This is a genomic window from Pseudomonas sp. ASL9 (assembly GCF_056680335.1).
Genome location: NZ_CM155277.1, coordinates 1916846 through 1938955 on the forward strand (window position 1 = coordinate 1916846; position 22110 = coordinate 1938955).

Consider the following 22110-nt stretch of genomic DNA (forward strand, 5'->3'; position numbering starts at 1 on the left):
GTGCGCAGCTTCCTACACCATCCCCCGACTAAATGCTAGAATCCCCGCCCATCATGCGGTCATTCCTGTTTTTTGGCCGAATATCCCTTCAAACAGTGCATCCCATGCTGAAGAAGCTATTCCAGTCATTCCGTTCTCCCGTGCGTCGACCGCAACATATACGCAGCACGCCTGAAGTGCTCACCAGCAGCCAGCATTCGCTGCAACGCGGCCAATTCAGCCGTTATGCCGTCAGTATTGTCGAACGCCTGCAGAACGCCGGTTATCAGGCCTATCTGGTCGGCGGCTGCGTGCGCGACCTGATGCTGCATATAACCCCCAAGGATTTCGACGTCGCCACCAGCGCCACGCCGGAACAAGTGCGCGCCGAGTTCCGTAACGCGCGCGTCATTGGCCGTCGCTTCAAGTTGGTTCACGTCCATTTCGGTCGGGAAATCATCGAAGTCGCCACCTTTCGCGCCAACCATCCGCAAGATGATGAAGAAGAGGACAGCAATCAGTCTTCTCGCAACGAAAGCGGACGCATCCTGCGCGACAACGTTTACGGCACCCTTGAAGAAGACGCCCAACGCCGCGACTTCACCATCAACGCGCTGTATTACGATCCGGTCAGCGAGCGCGTCCTCGACTACGCCAATGGCGTGCACGACATTCGCAATCGCTTGATCCGCCTGATTGGCGATCCACAGCAACGCTATAAAGAAGATCCGGTGCGGATGCTGCGGGCCGTGCGTTTCGCCGCCAAGCTGGATTTCGGCATTGAAAAACACAGCGCCACGCCGATCCAGCAGTTAGCACCCATGCTGCGAGACATTCCTTCCGCGCGCCTGTTCGAAGAAGTGCTGAAGTTGTTCCTGTCCGGCTATGCTGAATCCACCTTCGAAATGCTGGTCGACCTCGAACTGTTCGAGCCGCTGTTCCCGGCCAGCGCCAACGCCCTGGAACTCAACCCTACGTACACCCACACGCTGATCAGCGAAGCATTGGCCAATACCGACCTGCGTATTTCGCAGAACAAACCGGTTACCCCCGCCTTCCTGTTTGCCGCACTGCTCTGGCCTGCCCTGCCGGCCAAAGTGATTCGTTTGCAGGACCGTGGGATGCCACCGATTCCGGCCATGCAGGAAGCCGCCCACGAACTGATCGCCGAACAGTGCCAGCGCATTGCTATTCCCAAGCGTTTCACCATGCCGATCCGCGAGATCTGGGACATGCAGGAACGTTTGCCTCGTCGTTCCGGCAAACGCGCCGATCTGTTGCTCGATAACCCGCGCTTCCGTGCGGGCTACGACTTCTTGCTGCTACGCGAAACCGCCGGTGAAGAGACCGACGGTCTAGGCGACTGGTGGACTGACTATCAGGAAGGTAACGACAGCGAACGACGCAACATGATTCGTGACCTGGGCAACAAGCCTGATGGTACCGGTGCCGCACCGCGCAAACGCCGTCGCAGCAGTGGCAGCAAACGCAAGCGCAATGCCACCGACGGACCGACCACGTCAGGTGACTGATAGAGGGGGCGATTGATCATGGAGCGTGTCTATATTGGCTTGGGCAGCAATCTGGCTGATCCGGCCGAACAACTGCGCAACGCCCTCAAAGCCTTGGCGCAATTGGCGCACTCCAGGCTGGTGGGCGTGTCTTCGTTTTATGCGAGTAATTCGTTGCTGCCCGGTCAGCCACGTTTTACCAATGCGGTCGCCGCACTGGACAGCGAACTTGAACCCTTGGCGTTGCTCGATGCATTGCAGGCCATCGAACTCGATCAAGGCCGCGAACGGCATGAGCGTTGGGGCCCACGTACGCTGGACCTGGATATTCTGATCTACGGCGAACGCCTGATCGATGAGGTGCGCTTAAAGGTGCCGCACTATCACCTGCATGCCCGGCCCTTTGTTCTGTATCCCTTGGCCGAACTTGCGCCTCAACTATTACTGGCCGACGGCCGCCCCCTTGATCAGTTACTGGCAGACTGCCCATTCGTCGGGCTTGAGCGCCTACCCGCAAGCGTATAATCCATACGACCTATCTGGGGATTATGGGTAACAGCTACACAAAAACGGTAACACCTGTAATTGACTTCACGCCCCCTCCTCACGAAGATAGGCGTCCCGCTGTTCCCTACCGGGCACAAGGGCGCAAATCAGGCCACGGATAAACACCGCCAAAGACGGTGTGCCTGTTTTTTCAGATGATCTCACGCGTTGCTCGCAGTAGTTTTCACAGCGCCTGAACGAGGACTTTTTCATGCCAGACATATCCCTGACGACCCTGCAAAGCCTCAAGCAGAAAGGTGAGAAGATCACCATGCTGACCTGCTATGACGCGACGTTTGCTCACGCAGCCAGCCAGGCCGGTGTCGAAGTTCTGCTGGTCGGTGACTCTCTGGGCATGGTGTTGCAGGGCCATGACAGCACTCTACCCGTTACCAATGCCGAGATGGCTTACCACGTTGCCTGCGTCAAGCGCGGCAATCAGGGGGCATTGATTCTCGCTGACCTTCCGTTCATGGCCTACGCCACCCTTGAGCAGACGTTCACCAACAGCGCGCAGTTGATGCAAGCCGGTGCGCACATGATCAAGGTCGAAGGTGCCGCCTGGCTCGCCGAATCGATTCGGTTGCTGGCCGAACGCGGGATCCCGGTCTGCGCGCATATGGGCCTGACACCGCAATCGGTGAACATCCTCGGGGGCTATAAAGTACAGGGCCGTCTGGAGGCCCAGGCCCGTCAGATGCGCGCCGACGCCATTACGCTGGAGCAAGCTGGGGTCGCCATGATCCTGCTCGAATGCGTGCCGAGTGAACTGGCCCAGGAAATCACCCATGCGGTAAAAGTCCCGGTGATCGGAATCGGTGCTGGCAGTGCGACCGACGGTCAAGTACTGGTGCTGCATGACATGCTCGGCCTGTCCATCACCGGCCGCGTGCCCAAGTTCGTGAAAAACTTCATGACTGGCCAGCCGGATATCCAGTCAGCGTTGCAGGCTTATGTCGCTGCGGTTAAAGATGTGAGCTTCCCGGCAACTGAACACGGATTCTCGGCATGAACACAGTAAAAACCGTACGTGAGTTGCGTGCCGCCGTCGCTCGGGCGCGCGGTGAAGGCAAACGGATCGGTCTGGTCCCCACCATGGGCAACCTGCACAGCGGCCACGCGGCATTAGTCGTCAAGGCCGCCCAGCGTGCCGATTTTGTGGTGGCGAGCATCTTCGTCAACCCGCTGCAGTTCGGCCCGACCGAGGATCTGGCGACCTACCCAAGAACGTTGCCCGCCGATCAGGAGAAGCTGCTGCAGGCCGGCTGCCATCTGCTTTTCGCGCCGTCGGTCGAAGAAATGTACCCGCATGGTATGGAAGGCCAGACCCTGGTCAGTGTTCCGCACCTGTCTGACGTGCTGTGCGGCGCCAGTCGCCCCGGTCATTTCGAAGGCGTGGCCACCGTGGTCAGCAAGCTGTTCAACATGGTCCAGCCTGACCTTGCGGTTTTTGGCCAGAAGGACTTCCAGCAACTGGCGGTGATTCGCGCGGTGGTTCGTGACCTGAACATGCCGATCCAGATCATCGGCGAACCGACCGTACGCGCGGCCGATGGCTTGGCGCTGTCGTCGCGCAACAGCTATCTCAGCGACGAACAACGTGTTGCGGCACCGACGCTGTATCGGGTGATCAGTCAGATCGCCGAGGCTATTCATAACGGCGAACGCGATTTCAGTCGCTTGCTCGCCGCCGGTTCGGATCAACTCAAGGCAGTGGGGTTTCGCCCCGACTATCTGGAAATTCGTGACGCGACCACCCTTCGCCCAGCCACACCGGAAGATCACGACCTGGTGATTCTGGCAGCGGCTTATATGGGCTCAACACGCTTGATCGACAATCTGCATCTGACCAAGGAATAAAAATGCACGCAATCATGCTCAAGGCCAAACTGCACCGAGCCCAGGTCACCCACGCCGTACTCGACTACGAAGGCTCTTGCGCCATCGACGGTGAATGGCTGGACCTGTCAGGGATTCGCGAGTACGAGCAAATCCAGATTTACAACGTCGACAATGGCGAACGCTTCACCACCTACGCCATTCGTGGCGAAGAAGGGTCGCGGATGATTTCGGTGAACGGCGCTGCAGCCCATAAGGCGAAGGTCGGTGACCGTGTGATCATCTGCGCCTATGCCCATTACAGCGAAGCGGAACTGCTCAATTTCAAACCGCGCATGCTGTACATGGCCGCGGGCAATGAACTTAGTCACACCAGCAATGCCATACCCGTACAGGTAGCCTGAGCGAGCCCTGGACACGCAACAATACCGACCCACTGGAAAGCCGGCCATTGACGTGTGAAATAGTACCGAACGAAGGCAAAGCAACGCGCAGACAGGCGAGCAGACTGACGTTAGTGTTCAGTTATCCGTCTACGCTCAACGACTGGGCATTGAATTCTTCACACTCACCGTCCGGGCTTTTTTAGTGCCCGAAAGGCAGTTCAAGTACAAGGAAACCCGCAGCGATGGCGTACTACCGCACTCCTCTCGACGTGACGACCCTGCCCGCTTGGCAGGCGCTGAATCAACACCGCGAAGCCATGCAAGACTTCAGCATGCGCGAGGCGTTCAATGCAGATCCGCAACGTTTTACTGAATTCACACTCAGCAGTTGCGGGCTATTTCTCGACTACTCGAAAAACCTGATCACCCACGAAACCCGCGACCTGTTGGTGGGCCTTGCTAACGAAGCAGGCTTGCAGGACGCGATCAAGGCGTTGTTCGCCGGCGAGCTGGTCAACGCATCCGAAGGCCGTCCAGCCCTGCACACGGCGCTGCGCCGCCCGGTAGGCGACAAGCTGTCGGTGAATGGCGTCAACGTGATGCCTGAAGTGCACAAGGTGCTCAATCAGATCACCGAGCTGGTTGGACGTATTCACGACGGCTTATGGCGCGGCTACACCGAAAAGCCCATCACCGACGTGGTCAACATCGGCATCGGTGGCTCCTTCCTCGGCCCAGAACTGGTGTCCGAAGCACTGCTTTCCTACGCGCAGAAAGGCGTGCGCTGCCACTATCTGGCGAATATCGACGGCAGTGAGTTCCATGAGCTGTCGATGAAGATTCGCGCCGAGACCACGCTCTTCATCGTCTCGTCAAAATCGTTCAATACCCTGGAAACCCTGAAGAACGCCCAGGCTGCACGCGCTTGGTACCTGGCGCAAGGCGGTTCCGAAGCCGAGCTGTACCGTCACTTCATCGCTGTTTCCAGCAACAACGCCGCTGCGGTAGCGTTTGGGATCCGCGAAGAAAACATCTTCCCAATGTGGGACTGGGTCGGCGGTCGTTATTCGCTGTGGTCGGCCATCGGTCTGCCGATTGCCTTGGCCATCGGCATGTCCAACTTCAAAGAGCTGCTGTCCGGTGCCTACACCATGGACCAGCACTTCCAGAGCGCCCCGTTCGAACAGAACATGCCCGTGCTGCTGGCCCTGCTCGGGGTCTGGTATGGCAACTTCTGGGGCGCACGAAGCCACGCGATCCTGCCGTACGACCACTACCTGCGCAACATCACCAAGCACTTGCAGCAACTGGACATGGAGTCCAACGGCAAGAGCGTACGCCAGGACGGCTCACCGGTGTCCACCGACACCGGCCCAGTCATCTGGGGCGGCGTAGGTTGCAACGGCCAGCACGCCTATCACCAGTTGCTGCACCAGGGCACCCAGCTGATTCCGGCTGACTTCATCGTACCGATCGTCAGCTTCAACCCGGTGGCCGACCACCACCAATGGCTGTACGCCAACTGCCTGTCGCAAAGCCAGGCGCTGATGCTCGGCAAGACCCGCGCCGAAGCCGAAGCCGAGTTGCGTGACAAAGGCATGGCCGAAGAAGACGTCCAGAAACTCGCGCCGCACAAAGTGATTCCGGGCAACCGCCCGAGCAACACCCTGGTCGTAGAGCGCATCAGCCCACGCCGCCTTGGCGCGCTGGTGGCGATGTACGAGCACAAGGTCTTCGTCCAGAGCGTCATCTGGGGCATCAACGCTTTCGACCAATGGGGCGTGGAGCTGGGCAAGGAACTGGGCAAAGGCGTCTACAACCGCCTGACCGGCAGCATTGAAGAGCCGGCAGACGACGCGTCGACCCAAGGCTTGATCAATTACTTCCGTGGTCGTCACCGCGGCTGATCCATCCTTCGCCGCACCTCAAGACCCGCCCCCTCGCAAGAGGTGGCGGGTTTTTAATGCCCCTCCCCATACTCCACATACCGCGCCATCAGGTTGGGGCGGCGGAAGGTGTCGATCTGATCGATCTGTCCACGTATGTGGTAGAGCGCCCCTTCAAACGTTTCGTCATCCATGTCGATCCACAGTCGCGGATTGCGGCCGACTTCACGGTCGTATTGGGCGGTGACGGGGTCGAGGTGGCGGAATTCTTCGTAGCGCGGCAAGTCGGGCAACGGGCGGCTGGTGTCCATGTAGTTCTGCAAAAAATCCCACAGGGCACAGCACAACTCGCCAGCGCCCGGCGGAACCAGCGCGCCAAAGTTGATGACGATGTCACGATAGCGGTGGGCGATGTACAACACGTTCATCGGCAAGCCCTGACGGTCCGGGGTCGTGGCGATATAGGCATCGAACTCATAGAACGGCGCGGTCAGTTCACCAATGGTGCCGTTCTTTTTGTATTTGCCGTTGTTGTCGTAATCGAACAGCGTGACGAGGCCGGTGCGACGGTTTATTTCCCAGATCGGGCCTCGGGAGGGTTTGACCCAAAGTTTAGGGAAATAGCGGATGACTAATGAGGCGAGTGCCCAGCAAGTAAGTGGGATGCCAAAAAACCAGGAAAAAACATCCTCAAAGAATTCAATCGCTACACCAAGCCATGGATCATTACCCGTAAATATCATAGCTAGCAGTGCAAACAGTCCAGGGAGAAGACCGAGCAAAAAAAACCATTTCCCAAAAAGATGTAAATAGCCCCAGAAGTGTGAGCGCTTCGACCATAAGGCAAACCTGAAGCGCTCATAGTCATGCTGATCATGAAAGTCCACATGCTCGTAGGGTGCTGGAACATACGTCCCTAGTGCTTGCTTCTCTTCTCGTTCTTTGTTCATTTCCTCCTGAAACCGCAGGCTGTTGGGTTTTCGCCGAAGCAGAAAGTCATCGGGCGCGACTTCCTGCGTATTGCCCCAAGGCAGACGCATCTTGGCAAAGCGTCTGAGCCACGAACGCTCTACCGAAGGCGGTTGCTTGGGAATACTGTCGGAGCGATAAGCCGTGACCGCGTAATAAGATGAGCTCATGGTAGTCATTCCTGGCTCGGCACTTTATGCGTGGTTTCATCGGCCCAGAACAGTTGTTTAGCTTCCTCGAAGTTCGCTTTGGCGTAGGTCATGTCCTTGGAATTCAATCAACATACTCCACGTATCGCGCCATCAGGTTGGGGCGCCGGAAGGTGTCGATCTGATCGATCTGGCCACGCATGTGGTAGAGCGCCCCTTCAAACGTTTCGTCATCCATGTCGATCCACAACCGTGGATTGCGGCCGACTTCGCGGTCGTATTGGGCGGTGACGGGGTCGAGGTGACGGAATTCTTCGTAGCGCGGCAAGTCCGGCAGCGGGCGACTGGTGTCCATGTAGTTCTGCAGGAAATCCCACATGGCACAGCACAACTCGCCAGCGCCTGGCGGAACCAGCGCGCCGAAATTGATGACGATGTCGCGATAGCGGTGGGCGATGTACAGCACATTCATCGGCAAGCCCTGACGGTCCGGGGTTGTGGCGATATAGGCGTCGAACTCATAGAACGGCGCGGTCAGTTCACCGATGGTGCCGTTCTTTTTGTACTCGCCGTTATTGTCGTAATCGAACAGGGTGACGAGGCCGGTACGACGGTTTATTTCCCAGATCGGGCCTCGGGAGGGTTTGACCCAGAGGTGGGGGAAGTAGCGGATGACTAGTGAGGCGAGTGCCCAAACAAATAACGGACCACCTATAAACCAGGAATAAAAACCTGAGAGGCTTTCTTTGGCTAAGTCACCCCAAAACTCTCCTAGCGACAACCCTACGCCGCAGAATGTAAACACGGACAACGGCAGACTAAATAGGAAGAACCACTTCCCAAACAAATGTAAATACATCCAAAACCTTGATCGTTTCGACCACAACGAAAACCTGAAATGCTCGTGATCTTCCCGATCATGGAAGTCAACATGTTCATAGGGTGCTGGCACATAAGTACCTAAGGCCAACTGCTCTTTCTTTTCCTGTTGACCTTTCTCTACACGACGCAGATTTTTTGGTGCCGCCTCTCTCAAAAAATCATCCGGTACAATTTCCTGCGTCATGCCCCACGGCAACCGCATCTTGGCAAAGCGCCGAATCCACGAGCGCTCTGCCGACGGCGGTTGTTTGGGAATACGGTCGGAACGATAGGCCGTGGCCGCGTAATAAGACGAGTTCACGGCCGTCATTCGCCGCTCCGCGCTTTATGGGTGGTTTCATCGGCCCAGAACAGTTGTTCAACTTTCTCGAAGCTCGCTTTGGCGTAGGTCATGTCCTTGGAATTCAATCAACATACTCCACGTATCGCGCCATCAGGTTCGGGCGGCGGAAGGTGTCGATCTGATCGATCTGTCCACGTATGTGGTAGAGAGCCCCTTCAAACGTTTCGTCATCCATGTCGATCCACAGTCGCGGATTGCGGCCGACTTCACGGTCGTATTGGGCGGTGACGGGGTCGAGGTGGCGGAACTCTTCGTAGCGTGGTAAGTCGGGCAGTGGGCGGCTGGTGTCCATGTAGTTCTGCAAGAAATCCCACAGGGCACAGCACAACTCGCCAGCGCCTGGCGGAACCAGCGCGCCGAAGTTAATGACGATGTCGCGATAGCGGTGGGCGATGTACAACACGTTCATCGGCAAGCCCTGACGATCCGGGGTTGTGGCGATATAGGCGTCGAACTCATAGAACGGCGCGGTCAGTTCACCGATGGTGCCGTTCTTTTTGTATTCACCGTTATTGTCGTAATCGAACAGCGTGACGAGGCCGGTACGACGGTTGATTTCCCAGATTGGGCCTCGGGAGGGTTTGACCCAGAGGTGAGGGAAGTAGCGGATTACTAGTGAGGCGAGTGCCCAGCAACAGGCGGGAAGCAAAACAAAAAAACATAAGAATGGAAGGAACTCTATTGAGGTGTGCTCCCAGCTTTTCCCCGTATCGATAGTGATTATGCCAACGTAAGCAAATAGGATTAAAGGGATCATAAACCAAGTAAAGAATTTTCCGCCTCCATGTATGTATATCCAGAAGTGCGAACGTCTAGACCACAAAGCAAATCTGAAGTGCTCGTGGTCTTCTCGGTGATGAAAATCCACGTGCTCATAAGGGGCTGGAACGTAAGTGCCCAGTACCCGTTTCTCTTCCCTCTCCTTTAATAAAAGCTCTTGGCGACGAAGGGTGCCTGGTTTTCTTCCGGTCATGAGGTTGTCAGGGGCAACCTCATGCGTCATGCCCCAAGGCAGCCGCATCCTTGCAAAACGTAGGATCCACGAACGTTCTGCCGAAGGTCGTTGGCTGGGAATCTGATCAGAGCGGTAGGCTGTAGGCGCGTAATAAGATGAGTTCATGGCCGTCATTCGCCGCTCCGCGCTTTATGGGTGGTTTCATCGGCCCAGAACAGTTGCTCGACTTTCTCAAAGTTCGGTTTAGCGTGAGCCGGGCCATAGGACGTTGGATCTTTGGGCATTGGTGCAGGGAACACCCAGCTTAAAGTGCCATCGGTCACTATCAGTTGGGCGCGGACCTTCCATACTGCGTGTACCGACACGGAATCGTTCGAGTGCGAGGCTTCGATGCGCGTATTCAGGGGTGTCTCGACGAATATCTCCAAGGCATCGGGCAGCCGCCGGTAGGCATTGGGCTTCGCCTCGGGGAATAGCTGGGTTTCCTCATGGGTCTGCCCATTCAAGCGGTCATGGAGTCTGCGCACTTTCAGCATCGCGCACGAGACCGTGAGGCTGAGGTGGCCAAGCCTGTTCAGCAGGCCGGGCAAGTTGCTCTCGATGCGGATGCGGGTATCCGCTCTGCGTACCTCAACGGGCACCGGATTCCATTCTTGGTGGTAGGCGGGAAGTGTATATTCCGGATTGCGCTCAACGGTGATCCGGATATCGGCGAACAGACTGACCAGGTAGTAGAAGGCTTGATCTGGGTCTTGCAGATGTGAAATTCGGCCATTGTCAGGCCCGAACGGACCCGCGCGGAGCCAGTCTTCGATGGGCGAAGCACTCAGCCAGTAAACCAGCCCTAGGCCAACGCTGATCGCTATCAACGTGATCCAGCCCATTGGGCCCAAGCCAAGGAAGGTGGCGCCACCGACCATCAAGGTGCTGGCGATGCCGGTCAGGCCACCCACAGCCATTAGCAGATGCCCCCACATGGCATCGTCGCCCCATTGATAGGCATGCCAGGCGTCATAGAGGTTGAGGCCGACAAAAATCGATCCTGCGCCGATCTGAGCGAGCAAGCGCCCCGTAAACTCCTTCAAGAAGTGCTTACTCAATGGGCCAAGAACTCGCTCTGCTGAGGTTTCGGAAATAGTGAATAGCGTCTTGCGAGCTGCGGTTAGAACAGATTGGCTACCTACTAGCTTTACAGTTAAAGCTTCCATCGCAATTGTTAGATCAGCTCCAGCGCCTAATAGACCTAATCCAACTCGGACGCCTCCCTTCTCTCTATAGGCCAGTTCTCGACTGTTCCACTCACTCCTCAAATTCCACAACTCCAACATCCCCACCGCCGCCGCAAACGGCGTCGAGTTCAGCGCCCGATACATCCACTCGCTCTGCAATGCATTCCGGTTCTTCACTGCATCCTGTATGGCCGTTCCCTTGGTGCTGACTTGCTCGGCCATATTCAGTTGCCACGCCGCATTGACGCGTTGGTTCACGCCGCTGATCAGTCGCGCCATCCGATGATCGCGGGGCATGGCGATGACGACGGTATTGGCGCGTAGGTCGCCCCCGGTGCGGTAGTGGTCCTGGCCAACGTTCGACAACCCGGAGGGACCTCGATAGTCGAGGTGAGGCCGTCGCAGGCGTTCTGGCATCTCCGGCAGGTCGGTCAGGCCGAATACGTAGTAATTCTTGTTTCTCGCCTCTTGGTGGCGAATGAAATGTGCATCACCAAAGGCCCCTGGCAGCATGCTGCGCAGTTGCGCCAAGGCCCGTTGGCGTTGGCGCATGTTCAGCGCCGGGGCTGCGCGTTCGGTGCCAGGGACCGGGATGTGATGGGTTGCGTGCAGCGCTTGTTCCGCCACATCCACTGAACCTTGCAGGTTTTCGTGGAAGCTGATCAAGGTCGCGGCAACGACTTTCAAGGTGCCGGTCAGGGTGTTGTTGAGGCTACCGCTTTCCAGCAAACCCGCCAGTAAATGGGCGTCGAGCGTATTGAGTTGCTTGGCATCGACGGCGTCGCTGTTGATGGCCCTGAGCAGTTCGTTCGGCCGAAACAGACCATTGCCGCCATTGATGTCTGCGACCGTGGGCTGAACATACGGCGCTTCCATATCTTGCTGTGCCAGGTCAGGCCACAGCATCCGATGCAGCACATGCTTTTCATCGTTAGCAATCCGGCTGATCAGCTGTTGCCCGGCACTGGTCTTGGTTTTGTACAGGCTGATGCCAGTCACCGCGTCCGTGACATCGCCGTTGACCGCAAAGGGGTCCATTTGCGTGGGGGTCATCGCGAGGCTGGCGAACAGCCGACTGACGAAGTGCATGGCGGCGACGTAGTCGAAGCCGTCGAGGCTCAGGTGATCGGCCAAGGTATGTTCGGTTTCCGATTGCTGGAGTGCATCGCTCAGCAGCGCCTGACTCATGTCCAGTTGGCGCCAGAGTTGCGCTCGTTCGCCGGTGGCGGTGAAGCGGTTGATGTCGATCCGGCCCTGCTCCTTGAGCCTCTCCATACGCTGGTGCAGCGGATTTTTCTGTCCACCCACTGTCTCCGGCACGATCAGTTGTTGCACCAGCAGCGCACTGGCGTGGTGGGCGTAATGGCTGGCGCGCTGGGCGCACAGGTTCAGCAGGTGCTGCTGGTCGTGAACACGCGTCTGTAGGTGGCGCAGGCGATAGTGCGGGTCGTGTAGCAGCACGCCGTACAGCTCGCGTTTTCGTGCACTTAACAGCGCGTCGGCCACCGCCGGCTGCGCTTGCCAGAGCTCATCGGCGAGCTGGGTTTCGGGATTGCACACCTGTTCCAGCCAATGGGCCCAGGCGCCAGTTTCCACGGAGGTCGGTCGATAGGCGACTTCGCCCTTTTCACAGCGGACCACATGCTGGCGCGCTGCGCTCAAGGCAATGACCGGGAACTGCCCGCTCAGGTCGCACAGGTAGCGGCCCGGCTGGTCCAGCAGCCATTCGTAACCGGGTTGGCGGGCGCGTTGCGGGGCGACCAGGCTGACCGGAAACGCGTGTTGCTTGAGGTTGAGCAAGGCGACATGAGCCGCGCCGGCCGCTGACTGGTTAGCCTCGTCAAAAGCATCGAATGCGCTGAAGGCTTCAAGCATCGCCGCGCCATCCGGTTTGTCGCGGAAGACACGCTTGACCTTGTCTTGCGAGCTGCGCAAGTCCGGACTTTGGCAGCGTTGTGCGCGCAATCCTGAGTCCTGTTCAAAACGTCGCAAACGCGGCCCGCTGAGCTGCACTTCGCTGAAACAGAGCTGCGGCGACACCTGTTGATCGTTCCAGTTGGACGGCAGCCAGATGTCTTCCAGCGCGTGTCCGGTGGCCAGTCGAGGGCCGGGGTCGATCTCGTCGCCCATCCGGTAACGGTTCAGGTCGATGTCGTGGTAGGTGGTCTGCTCACCGTCAACCCGCACTTCCAGCTCGCGCCACAGCCGGTCGCCGAGGAACACGTAAATGAACCCGGCGCGACACAACACTGGCGTGCCGTGATCGTGGGCACTGTTGGCGCCGGGTAACGCGACGAAGGGCACCACCGACACGATCTGGTTCCACTGCGCGTCGAACTGGCGCAGGGTGATCGCGACCTCGGGCAAGAGCAGGCGAATGGGGCTGCCTTCGACCGTGTCGATTTCCAGCCACAGGCGGTGGGTGTAGTGATTTTTCCAGCTCCAGACGTGCAGGGCGCTGTCAACAAAGTAGGGCTTTTTTAGCGTTTCGGGCTGGTCTTCTGCGGTCAGGGTGTCCAGGCGTTTTCCGGCTTGGTCATAAAACGCCAAACGCTGACTGGGCGGATGGTTGTTGCCGGTGACCTGTACGATCAATTTATTGATTTCGCAGCACGGGCCGCGGCTGAGTTTGCTCTGGGCCATGTCAGGACTCCTGTCCGTTCGCAATGTACTGCTCAAGGGCCAGGCTTTGCTCTGCGCTAAGCACCAAGAGGTGGTTGGAGATGGTGGGAAGCCAGGTGGTGGCGTGAGGGTTGTCCAGTCGTTGCCATCCGCTTTCACTCGACGCATGCCAGTTCAAACGGCTGATCGGGCCGAGCCAGAGGTTGAGGTTTTCATCGGTGCAGGCGGGGAAAAAGCACTCGGCAACGGCCGGACTCCAATAATGCAGCATGCCTTTTCGGGTCTGTTTGAAGCGAATAATCAGCAGATGCCGCAGGTGTTCACGTACCGCTTCGGCGCTGTGTTCACTCTCGATCACCAATCCCGGCCAGTGGGTGGGTGCGTCCTTGATCGCCTGCAGCAGGGCCCCCTCGCCGTCGTCTTTCACCAACAACGGGCTGAACTGCGAATAGATCATCAATTCAGTTGAATCAAACAGGCGCACAAAATCCGGACGACCCATCTGCCGGAAAAGAGCAGGCAGCACATGGTCGGTGTGTTCCAAGAGCATCCAGGTGGTCATGAGCGTGCTCCCGGATTCATAGCTTCGCGGCAACCGCAGTCCTCAAGCGGACAGTCCATGGGTGTACCGCCTTCTGGCATTTGGCACATCTCGACAATGGGCTCACCGCCAAGGAACTGCTGTTGGAACGTGGGGCTGGGTGGCAACACGTCAGCCTCAAGTGCTTGAGTACTCCCCGGCGCCAACGGCATCGCTGGCGTGCCCGGCATTGGCGCGCCGCCCACCAGAATGGGCACGCTGCTGAAAATGCCGGCCGGGTTAAGGACGATATGTTGGCCTCCGGCGCTCAGCGTCAGGCCTAGACCGGCGTGGATAACGATGTCGTCACCGGTGATGTGTACGTGTTGCCCGGCCTCCATCACCAGCGCCTGACCCACGTGCGTATGGCTGTTGCCTGCCACCTGCAGATGATCGCCCGCTAGCAGTTGAACCTTGCGCTCGCCGGTGGTGGTGCGGTGTTCTTCATTTTTGAGTACCGAGGTGCTGTTGCCCTTGATGGTCTCCAGGCGCTGACCGCCAATTTCAGTCCGGCTGTCGTTCTGGATCAGTTGCTCCATGTCGCGCTGGGCGCGCAGGTAGACCCGTTCCGAACCGCTCTTGTCGTCAAAATGGACTTCGTTGAAGCCCGTGCTCGCACTGGAACACCGGCTGCGAAAGACGCTTTTGGTCTTGTTTTCTGGCAGTCCATGCGCAACGGGGTTCAGATTATTGGGCAGGCAGCCGACGATAACCGGCCTGTCGGCATCCCCTTCCAGGTAGGAAACCAGCACCTCCATGCCCACCCGGGGAATGGTCACGGCGCCATACCCGTCGCCCGCCCAGCTGGACGCGACCCGCACCCAGCAACTGGTTCTTTCGTCGTCCTGTTCGCTGCGGTCCCAGTGGAGTTTGACTTTCACCCGACCGAATTTGTCGCAGTAGATTTCTTCATTCACCGGGCCGGTGACCCTGGCGGTCTGGATGCTGTGGATTCGCGGTTTCGGGTGTTCCAGCGCCGGACGGAACTGGACGGCTTCCGGCAGGGCGGTGAAGGTGTTGCGATACCCCTGAACGATGCGCCCCTCTTCGACCGGGCGGCTGTCGGCCAGCTCCTCAAGCACCTGCGGCTGTCTTGCTTCATGCTGCACAAAAATCAGCACCCAATGGGTTTCGGGGGCGTAATCCTGAACCAGGTGCAAGCGCGATCCGCTGCGCAAGAGTGGTGCATCACTCTCACCCTCCGCCAGGCGAAACCCGGTTTGATGGCGCTCAAGCGTACGCCGGGATAACGCGTCACCACGCCGCCTCTCTTCGAAATTCCCGGGGTAGACGTAATCCTCCAGGTAGGGACCGTATTTGGGGACTTCGCCGCTCTCCCATTGCGCCTGTGTTCGCATGGGGTTTTGCAGGCTCTGCAGCGGGATATGGGCCTGTTTGAAGTCATGGTCGCGCAGGGCGACATGATTGGTTTGCGCGGTCAGACGTACGCCGAAGGCCTTGACCGCCGGACCTTCTGCCACCAGGCCGCTCACCGGCTTGAGCGGCAACACCAGCGGGGACTTTTGCGGAAATCGGGTTTCATCGTCGGCAAAAATCAGGCGATGACTGTCAGGCGTATGCTCAAACCGGTAGAAAATCCCCTCTTCCTCGCATAACCGGCTGAGAAAGTGCAGGTCCGACTCGTCGTACTGAACGCAATAGTCACGCGGCGCCATAACCGCCGTGATGCGGTCGAACGATGCATCGGTGCCATTGAGCATGTGGTGCCCTTTCAGCACCTCAAGAATAATCGCCGGCACGGTCATTTGCTGGAACGAACGGCGATGACTGGAATGCTGCAAAAAGGCCAGATAAGGTGCCAGCACCAGATGGTAATGGGTGAATCCCTTGCTTGTTTCGCCTTGGCGGATCGAATAAATATGACCGTGCAGCCCCTGCCCTTGCGCCCCGAAGTTCAGGTAGGCGGCTTTATGCAGCAAGCCGTCCAGCGCGTGGGATGAGCGCCGACTCACCAGTTCGATGTTGATTTCATAGGGTCGACTCAGCGCCTCGGTCCCGTGAAAACTCAGTACCTGCAAGTCAGTTTGCGGCTTCCCGTTGATGTCCAGAGAGAACGTCGGGGTAAGGGCGGTATAAGACATGCGCGGATCTTCGTGTTGAAAGGGGCAGGCAGTTTCGTTGACGATGTGCGTTCACACAGCCAGCCAGCACCTCTAGGCCTTGTAGGACGGTTCTTGTGATGGGGTGGGCTTGTGCTCACGGACTCAGGGCGCTGTCATCTACCAAAATATACCCGCTGGCGTGCGCACACTTGAACCAATCAGCACCAAAGCGCACCCTGATGACTTGGTGCGTTAACAAGAATAAGGATCAACCCCATGTTCGATATCAGCGTTTTCCCTAAAGCCGACGCCGTGCGTAAGGCTGCGCAATTGAGCCAAGCTGACTATCAGCGCATGTATCAGCAATCAGTCGAGCAACCTGACACCTTCTGGGCCGAGCAGGCCGAAGCTTTTCTTGACTGGTCCAAGCCTTGGCAGCAGGTGCACCACGCAAACCTGAAAACGGGCGAGGCAAGCTGGTTCAAGGGCGGCGAATTGAATGTCAGCTACAACTGCATCGATCGCCATCTGAAAGAGCGTGGCGATCAGATCGCTATCATCTGGGAAGGCGACAACCCGGGTGAGTCCGCCGAGATCACCTATAACAAGCTGCATCACAACGTCGCCCGTCTGGCGAATGTGCTCAAAAGTCGCGGCGTAAAGAAAGGTGATCGCGTCTGCATCTATATGCCGATGATCCCCGAGGCCACCTACGCAATGCTGGCCTGCACCCGAATCGGTGCCGTGCATTCGGTGGTGTTCGGCGGGTTCTCGCCGGATGCACTGCGTGATCGCATTCTCGATGCCGACTGCCGCACCGTGATCACTGCCGATGAAGGTGTGCGTGGGGGCAAATATGTCGCGCTCAAGAAAAATGTCGACAAGGCACTGCTGAGCTGCCCGAACGTCAACACCGTGCTCGTGGTAGAGCGCTCTCAGGGCGACGTGGAATGGGTCGAAGGTCGCGACATTTGGTACCACGACGCCATACGTGGCATCAGCGCTGACTGCCCGCCCGAGCCGATGGATGCGGAAGACCCGCTGTTCATCCTCTACACCTCAGGCAGCACCGGCAAGCCCAAAGGCGTGCTGCACACCACGGGCGGTTATCTGCTGCAAGCCGCGATGACCTTCAAGCATGTGTTCGACTACCAGGACCGAGAGATCTTTTGGTGCACCGCCGATGTCGGCTGGGTCACCGGTCACAGCTATATCGTCTATGGCCCGCTGGCCAACGGCGCAACCACGCTGATCTTCGAAGGCGTGCCGAACTACCCGGACGCTTCGCGCTTCTGGCAGGTGATCGACAAGCATCAAGTCAATATCTTCTATACCGCACCCACCGCCCTGCGCGCCCTGATGCGTGAAGGACCAGGGCCGCTGCAAAGCACATCGCGCGAGAGCCTGCGCGTGCTCGGCAGCGTCGGCGAGCCGATCAACCCTGAAGCGTGGGAATGGTATTTCCATCAGGTCGGTAAGGAGCGTTGCCCCATTGTCGATACCTGGTGGCAGACCGAAACCGGCGGCATCATGCTCACCCCTCTGATCAGTGCCAGCCACCTCAAACCGGGCTGCGCGACGCGTCCATTTTTCGGGGTACAGCCGGTATTACTGGACGAGCAAGGCAAGGAAATAACCGGTGCCGGCAGCGGTGTTCTGGCGATCAAGGCCAGTTGGCCGGGACAGATTCGTAGCATATATGGCGATCAGCAGCGTATGGTCGAGACCTATTTCAAACCCTATCCCGGTTACTACTTCACCGGCGACGGCGCTCGCCGCGACGAGGATGGCGACTACTGGATCACCGGCCGCGTGGACGACGTGCTCAACGTTTCTGGACACCGGATCGGTACCGCAGAAGTTGAAAGCGCGCTGGTGCTGCACGACAGCATTGCCGAAGCCGCAGTAGTCGGTTATCCCCACGACGTGAAAGGCATGGGGATTTACGCATTTGTCACGCCCATGAATGGCGTCGTGCCGGATGAGGCGTTGAAAAAAGAACTGCTGGCCCATGTCACCAAGGAAATCGGCAGCTTCGCCAAACCTGAATTGATTCAATGGGCCCCTGCCCTGCCGAAAACCCGTTCAGGCAAGATCATGCGCCGTATTTTGCGCAAGATTGCCTGCAATGAACTGGACAGTCTGGGTGATACGTCGACCCTGGCTGACCCTAGTGTGGTCGAAGGCCTGATCGATAAACGCCTGAACCGTTGAACGCGACGGGCGCAGCCTGCCTGCGCCCGACTCGCCTGTTGAGAGCCCATGGAATTCATTCGTAGCCGTATCGAAACCCAGGTCATGAGCCTGACAGGATTATCGCTGGGCCAATTGGACCTGGAGAACCCTAAAGGTGATCCAGGCCTGTTCGGTCCGGAGGCCATCTGCTGGCAGGTGCACGCCGACTTCAGCAGCATGTTGATCGGCGGCATCAGTGCATTGATGCTGCAAGCCCTGCACCCGCTGGCGCTGGCCGGGGTCTGGGACCATTCGACCTTTCGTCAGGACATGCTTGGCCGCCTCCGCCGGACCGGGCAGTTTATTTCCGGGACAACGTTCGGTTCGACCCGAGACGCGAACTGGCTGATAGACAAGGTGCGCACCATCCACTTGCAAGTAACCGGCACCGCACCCGACGGACGCCCTTATGCCGCCAGTGATCCGGATCTGTTGACGTGGGTGCATGTGGCCGAAGTCAGCAGTTTCCTGGCCGCTCATTTGCGTTATCGCAACCCTGAGTTGTCGGGTCCAGCGCAAGATGCGTACTACGCAGAAGTTGCCACCATCGCCGAACGGCTCGGTGCACGTGATGTACCGCGCTCAAGGCAAGCGATTGACGACTATCTCGAACGGATGCGCCCACAGCTGGTCTGTGACGAACGCAGCCGTGAAGTACTGCGCTTATTACTCAATGCACCTGCACCAAGCCGGTTGGCCAAACCGTTCGGTGCACTGATGATGCAAGCCGGCATCGACCTGTTACCTCTCTGGGCCAGCGGCCTGTTCGAGGCCCATCAGGGTCCACTGCAGCGCGCATTGATCCGCGTCAGCATCAAACGCAGCGCACCCTTGTTACGCTGGGCAGTGCGCAACGGCTCAGTCCAACGCGCCCATCGTCGTATGGGACTGTCCTACTGATCTACCCGTTGTAGCACCCGCAGCCGTCAGGTTGTCGTTGAAACCTGAGCAGCCATGTGTGACAACGTATGTCCTTTTTGTCATAACCACCGCCACAGCGAACAGGGCCAGCTAAATCAGGCCCAACGCAGAACCCAATAATAGTGAGGACCATTGCCATGCAAGACGTCGTTATCGTTGCCGCTACCCGTACCGCTGTTGGTGCGTTCCAGGGTGCCCTGGCAAATATTTCCGCAGTCGACCTTGGCGCTGCCGTCATTCGCCAACTGCTCGCTCAAACCGGGCTGGATGTCGCTGAAGTCGATGAAGTGATCATGGGCCACGTATTGACCGCAGGTGCAGGGCAGAACCCTGCACGTCAAGCCGCGATCAAGGCTGGCCTGCCTTTCGCCGTCCCGGCAATGACCGTGGGCAAGGTCTGTGGCTCGGGTTTGAAGGCCCTGCATTTGGCCACCCAAGCGATTCGTTGCGGCGACGCTGAAGTGATCATCGCGGGCGGCCAGGAAAACATGAGCCTGTCCAATTACGTCGTGCCCGGTGCACGTACCGGTCTGCGCATGGGCAACAGCACACTGGTCGACACGATGATCAGCGATGGTTTGTGGGATGCGTTCAACGACTACCACATGGGCATCACTGCCGAAAATCTGGTGGAAAAGTACGGCATCACCCGCGAAGCACAAGATGCGTTCGCCGCAGCATCGCAACAAAAAGCCGTGGCCGCCATCGAAGCCGGGCGTTTTGTCGACGAAATCACGCCGATTCTGATCCCGCAGCGCAAAGGTGATCCGCTGTCGTTCGCCACAGACGAACAACCGCGCGCAGGGACCACCGCCGAGTCTTTGGGCAAACTCAAGCCAGCGTTCAAAAAAGACGGTTCCGTCACCGCCGGCAACTCATCGTCGCTCAATGACGGCGCTGCCGCCGTGATCCTGATGAGCGCCGCCAAAGCTGAAAAGCTCGGGCTGCCGGTTCTCGCTCGCATCGCCGCCTATGCCAACGCAGGTGTCGACCCGGCAATTATGGGCATCGGCCCGGTAAGCGCCACGCGTCGCTGCCTGGCCAAGGCCGGCTGGTCGCTGGAGCAGCTTGACCTGATCGAAGCCAACGAAGCGTTTGCCGCGCAAGCTCTGTCAGTCGGCAAGGAGCTGGGCTGGGACATGAACAAGGTCAACGTCAACGGCGGCGCCATTGCCCTTGGCCACCCGATTGGTGCATCAGGCTGCCGCATTCTGGTAACCCTGCTGCACGAGATGATCAAACGCGATGCCAAAAAAGGTCTGGCGACCTTGTGCATCGGTGGTGGTCAGGGTGTGGCATTGGCCATTTCACGCTGATTTTGCGGCGCCTGAGCTGACGCCTTCGCTCCCATTAAACTGCTTTTTAATCTTTTAAAAACAATGAGTTACCGCTTGGTCTTGGGTGTATATCCGGCATTTGGGTGTGCTGGAATTACGGTTTCGCTCTTACAGCGAGGAACCTTTTACAAACGCCGGAATGCCGGACCACAAAAAGGTACCCTAAAACGCTTGCCCCGCCATACGGATCCTCGCTTAGGCTCGGATTCCCCTCGCTCCGGCGTTGCTCCGGGGGTCGCCGCAAGGGGCCATCCATGGCCCCGTGCGGCTAACTCGGCGTCCTTGCCTCGTTACCCCCTGCGCAACGCCTGCCCTCGGCCTTCTGGAAACGGGGCCTTGCCGTAATTCGATACTCAATTCACACAAAATCCTAACGGCAGATCAAAATCTCTGTAGGAGTGAACTTGTTCGCGAAGGCGGCTTATCTGACACGCCGCCACCAATCACGACACACAAATCGCAACCCAGTTTGCTGCTCGACAGCGCGGCGTCGAAGACGGGGCGGAATCTCCTACAGTAAATTTGCATACTACTGTAGGAGCCAACTTGTTGGCGAAGGGCTTGACGCCTTATGTCTGGCACACCGCGCTTTCTCTTAACTGTTAAACTGCCGCGCCCATTTCCAACCCAAGGCGCTGTGCATGTCCTCCTTGAATCAGGCGCTAAGCCTCGCCCTCGATAACCGTGAACCACTGCTTGCCGAGTTGCATCAACACGGCACGGATTGCTATCGGCTGTTCCATGGCAGCCAGGAAGGTGCCAGCGGCCTGACTATCGACCGTTACGGCCCGCAATTGCTGGTGCAGAGTTTCCATCACGCGCTGGAACGCGAGGAACTCCTGGCGCTGCACGCAGCCGTCAATGCCCGTCTGGGACTCGATACCCTGCTGGTCTACAACGACCGCTCCCAAGGCAACTCGCGAATAGACCGCAACGACGCCGTGTACAAAGCCGACGACGCTGCACTGGTGGACCTGATCAGTCACGAATGGGGGCTGAACTACCGCGTGCGCGGGCGTCACGCCGGGCAAGACCCGCTGTTGTTTCTCGACTTGCGCAACACCCGTGGCTGGATAAAACAACACAGCGCCGGCAAGACCGTGCTGAACCTGTTTGCGTATACCTGTGGCGTTGGCCTGAGTGCTGCGGCGGGCGGAGCGCGGGAAGTGTGCAATCTGGACTTTGCCGAAGGCAATCTGGCGGTGGGCCGGGAAAACGGCGTCCTCAACCCTCAATTAAAACCCATGAAGTTTGTGCAATCAGATTACTTCCCGGCGATCCGCCAACTGGCTGGCTTGCCCATCGCCCCACGTCGCGGGAATAAATTGCCGGAGTATGTGCGGCTCGAACAACGGCAATATGATCTGGTGTTCCTTGATCCGCCTGCCTGGGCGAAAAGTGCGTTTGGCACTGTCGATTTACTGCGCGACTACCAGAGTCTGCTCAAACCCGCCGTGTTGGCCACCGCCACCGATGGCGTGTTGATCTGTTGCAATAATCTGGCAAAGGTCAGCATGGAGGACTGGCGCGAACAGGTGCTACGCTGCGCCAGCAAGGCCGGGCGCCCGGTACGCGACTGCCAGGTGCTGACACCGGGCAGCGACTTCCCGTCCCAGGATCAGCAACCGCCGCTCAAAACGCTGATACTGCAGCTCTGACGCCCGACGCTGGAAAGGAA

The 22110-nt window shown here is 58.3% G+C and carries 16 protein-coding genes; 10 read left to right on the top strand and 6 right to left on the bottom strand.

Going from position 1 to position 22110, the window contains the following annotated elements; translation table 11 throughout:
• Positions 1 to 104: 104 nt before the first annotated feature.
• From AC1ME2_RS09030 to pgi, 6 genes are all read left to right on the top strand, one after another.
• Positions 105 to 1511 carry a polynucleotide adenylyltransferase PcnB gene (locus tag AC1ME2_RS09030; RefSeq protein ID WP_480440549.1) on the top strand — a complete coding sequence of 469 codons (1407 nt, stop codon included), beginning with the start codon at positions 105 to 107 and terminating at the stop codon, positions 1509 to 1511.
• An 18-nt stretch (positions 1512 to 1529) separates the two neighbouring features.
• Positions 1530 to 2015 (top strand): 2-amino-4-hydroxy-6-hydroxymethyldihydropteridine diphosphokinase, encoded by a 486-nt coding sequence (gene folK / locus AC1ME2_RS09035; protein WP_480440551.1) that lies wholly within the window; start codon positions 1530 to 1532, stop codon positions 2013 to 2015.
• Positions 2016 to 2247: 232 nt separating this feature from the next.
• A complete protein-coding gene (gene panB / locus AC1ME2_RS09040; RefSeq protein ID WP_480440552.1) occupies positions 2248 to 3048 on the top strand; it encodes a 3-methyl-2-oxobutanoate hydroxymethyltransferase in 801 nt (266 codons plus the stop codon).
• Positions 3045 to 3896 (top strand): pantoate--beta-alanine ligase, encoded by an 852-nt coding sequence (gene panC, locus AC1ME2_RS09045; RefSeq protein ID WP_480440554.1) that lies wholly within the window; start codon positions 3045 to 3047, stop codon positions 3894 to 3896. Before panB ends, panC begins: the two co-directional genes overlap by 4 nt.
• A 2-nt stretch (positions 3897 to 3898) precedes the next feature.
• Entirely contained in the window at positions 3899 to 4279 is a 381-nt protein-coding gene (gene panD / locus AC1ME2_RS09050; protein WP_480440555.1) for an aspartate 1-decarboxylase, read from the top strand.
• Positions 4280 to 4503: 224 nt separating this feature from the next.
• Positions 4504 to 6168, top strand: coding sequence for a glucose-6-phosphate isomerase (gene pgi, locus AC1ME2_RS09055; protein WP_480440557.1), 1665 nt, complete (start codon positions 4504 to 4506; stop codon positions 6166 to 6168).
• A gap of 53 nt (positions 6169 to 6221) precedes the next feature.
• Here pgi and AC1ME2_RS09060 read toward each other — a convergent pair whose 3' ends face one another.
• The 6 genes from AC1ME2_RS09060 to AC1ME2_RS09085 all read right to left on the bottom strand — a co-directional run bounded on the left by AC1ME2_RS09060 (position 6222) and on the right by AC1ME2_RS09085 (position 15978).
• Positions 6222 to 7295: a hypothetical protein gene (locus AC1ME2_RS09060; RefSeq protein ID WP_480440559.1), complete on the bottom strand. Its 1074-nt coding sequence runs from the start codon at positions 7293 to 7295 to the stop codon at positions 6222 to 6224.
• A 94-nt stretch (positions 7296 to 7389) separates the two neighbouring features.
• Positions 7390 to 8457, bottom strand: a complete 1068-nt coding sequence (locus AC1ME2_RS09065; protein ID WP_480440560.1) for a hypothetical protein — start codon at positions 8455 to 8457, stop codon at positions 7390 to 7392.
• Positions 8458 to 8551: 94 nt separating this feature from the next.
• Positions 8552 to 9139: a hypothetical protein gene (locus tag AC1ME2_RS09070; protein WP_480440562.1), complete on the bottom strand. Its 588-nt coding sequence runs from the start codon at positions 9137 to 9139 to the stop codon at positions 8552 to 8554.
• A 476-nt stretch (positions 9140 to 9615) separates the two neighbouring features.
• Positions 9616 to 13317 carry a hypothetical protein gene (locus tag AC1ME2_RS09075; protein ID WP_480440563.1) on the bottom strand — a complete coding sequence of 1234 codons (3702 nt, stop codon included), beginning with the start codon at positions 13315 to 13317 and terminating at the stop codon, positions 9616 to 9618.
• A 1-nt stretch (position 13318) separates the two neighbouring features.
• Complete coding sequence (locus tag AC1ME2_RS09080; protein ID WP_480440565.1) at positions 13319 to 13858, bottom strand: DUF4123 domain-containing protein; 540 nt, start codon at positions 13856 to 13858, stop codon at positions 13319 to 13321.
• A complete protein-coding gene (locus AC1ME2_RS09085) occupies positions 13855 to 15978 on the bottom strand; it encodes a type VI secretion system Vgr family protein (RefSeq protein ID WP_480440566.1) in 2124 nt (707 codons plus the stop codon). The genes AC1ME2_RS09080 and AC1ME2_RS09085 overlap by 4 nt, the downstream gene beginning before the upstream one ends.
• Before the next feature lie 237 nt (positions 15979 to 16215).
• Between AC1ME2_RS09085 and acs the strand changes: the two genes are divergently transcribed.
• The 4 genes from acs (at position 16216) to AC1ME2_RS09105 (ending at position 22090) form a co-directional block, all read left to right on the top strand.
• Positions 16216 to 18153, top strand: a complete 1938-nt coding sequence (gene acs, locus AC1ME2_RS09090; RefSeq protein ID WP_480440567.1) for an acetate--CoA ligase — start codon at positions 16216 to 16218, stop codon at positions 18151 to 18153.
• A gap of 48 nt (positions 18154 to 18201) precedes the next feature.
• Complete coding sequence (locus AC1ME2_RS09095) at positions 18202 to 19074, top strand: oxygenase MpaB family protein (RefSeq protein WP_480440569.1); 873 nt, start codon at positions 18202 to 18204, stop codon at positions 19072 to 19074.
• A gap of 158 nt (positions 19075 to 19232) precedes the next feature.
• Positions 19233 to 20411, top strand: coding sequence for an acetyl-CoA C-acetyltransferase (locus AC1ME2_RS09100; protein WP_480440571.1), 1179 nt, complete (start codon positions 19233 to 19235; stop codon positions 20409 to 20411).
• Between the two features lie 662 nt (positions 20412 to 21073).
• On the top strand, positions 21074 to 22090 hold the full coding sequence (locus AC1ME2_RS09105) for a class I SAM-dependent rRNA methyltransferase (protein ID WP_480440573.1): 1017 nt from the start codon (positions 21074 to 21076) through the stop codon (positions 22088 to 22090).
• The last annotated feature ends 20 nt before the right edge of the window (positions 22091 to 22110 follow it).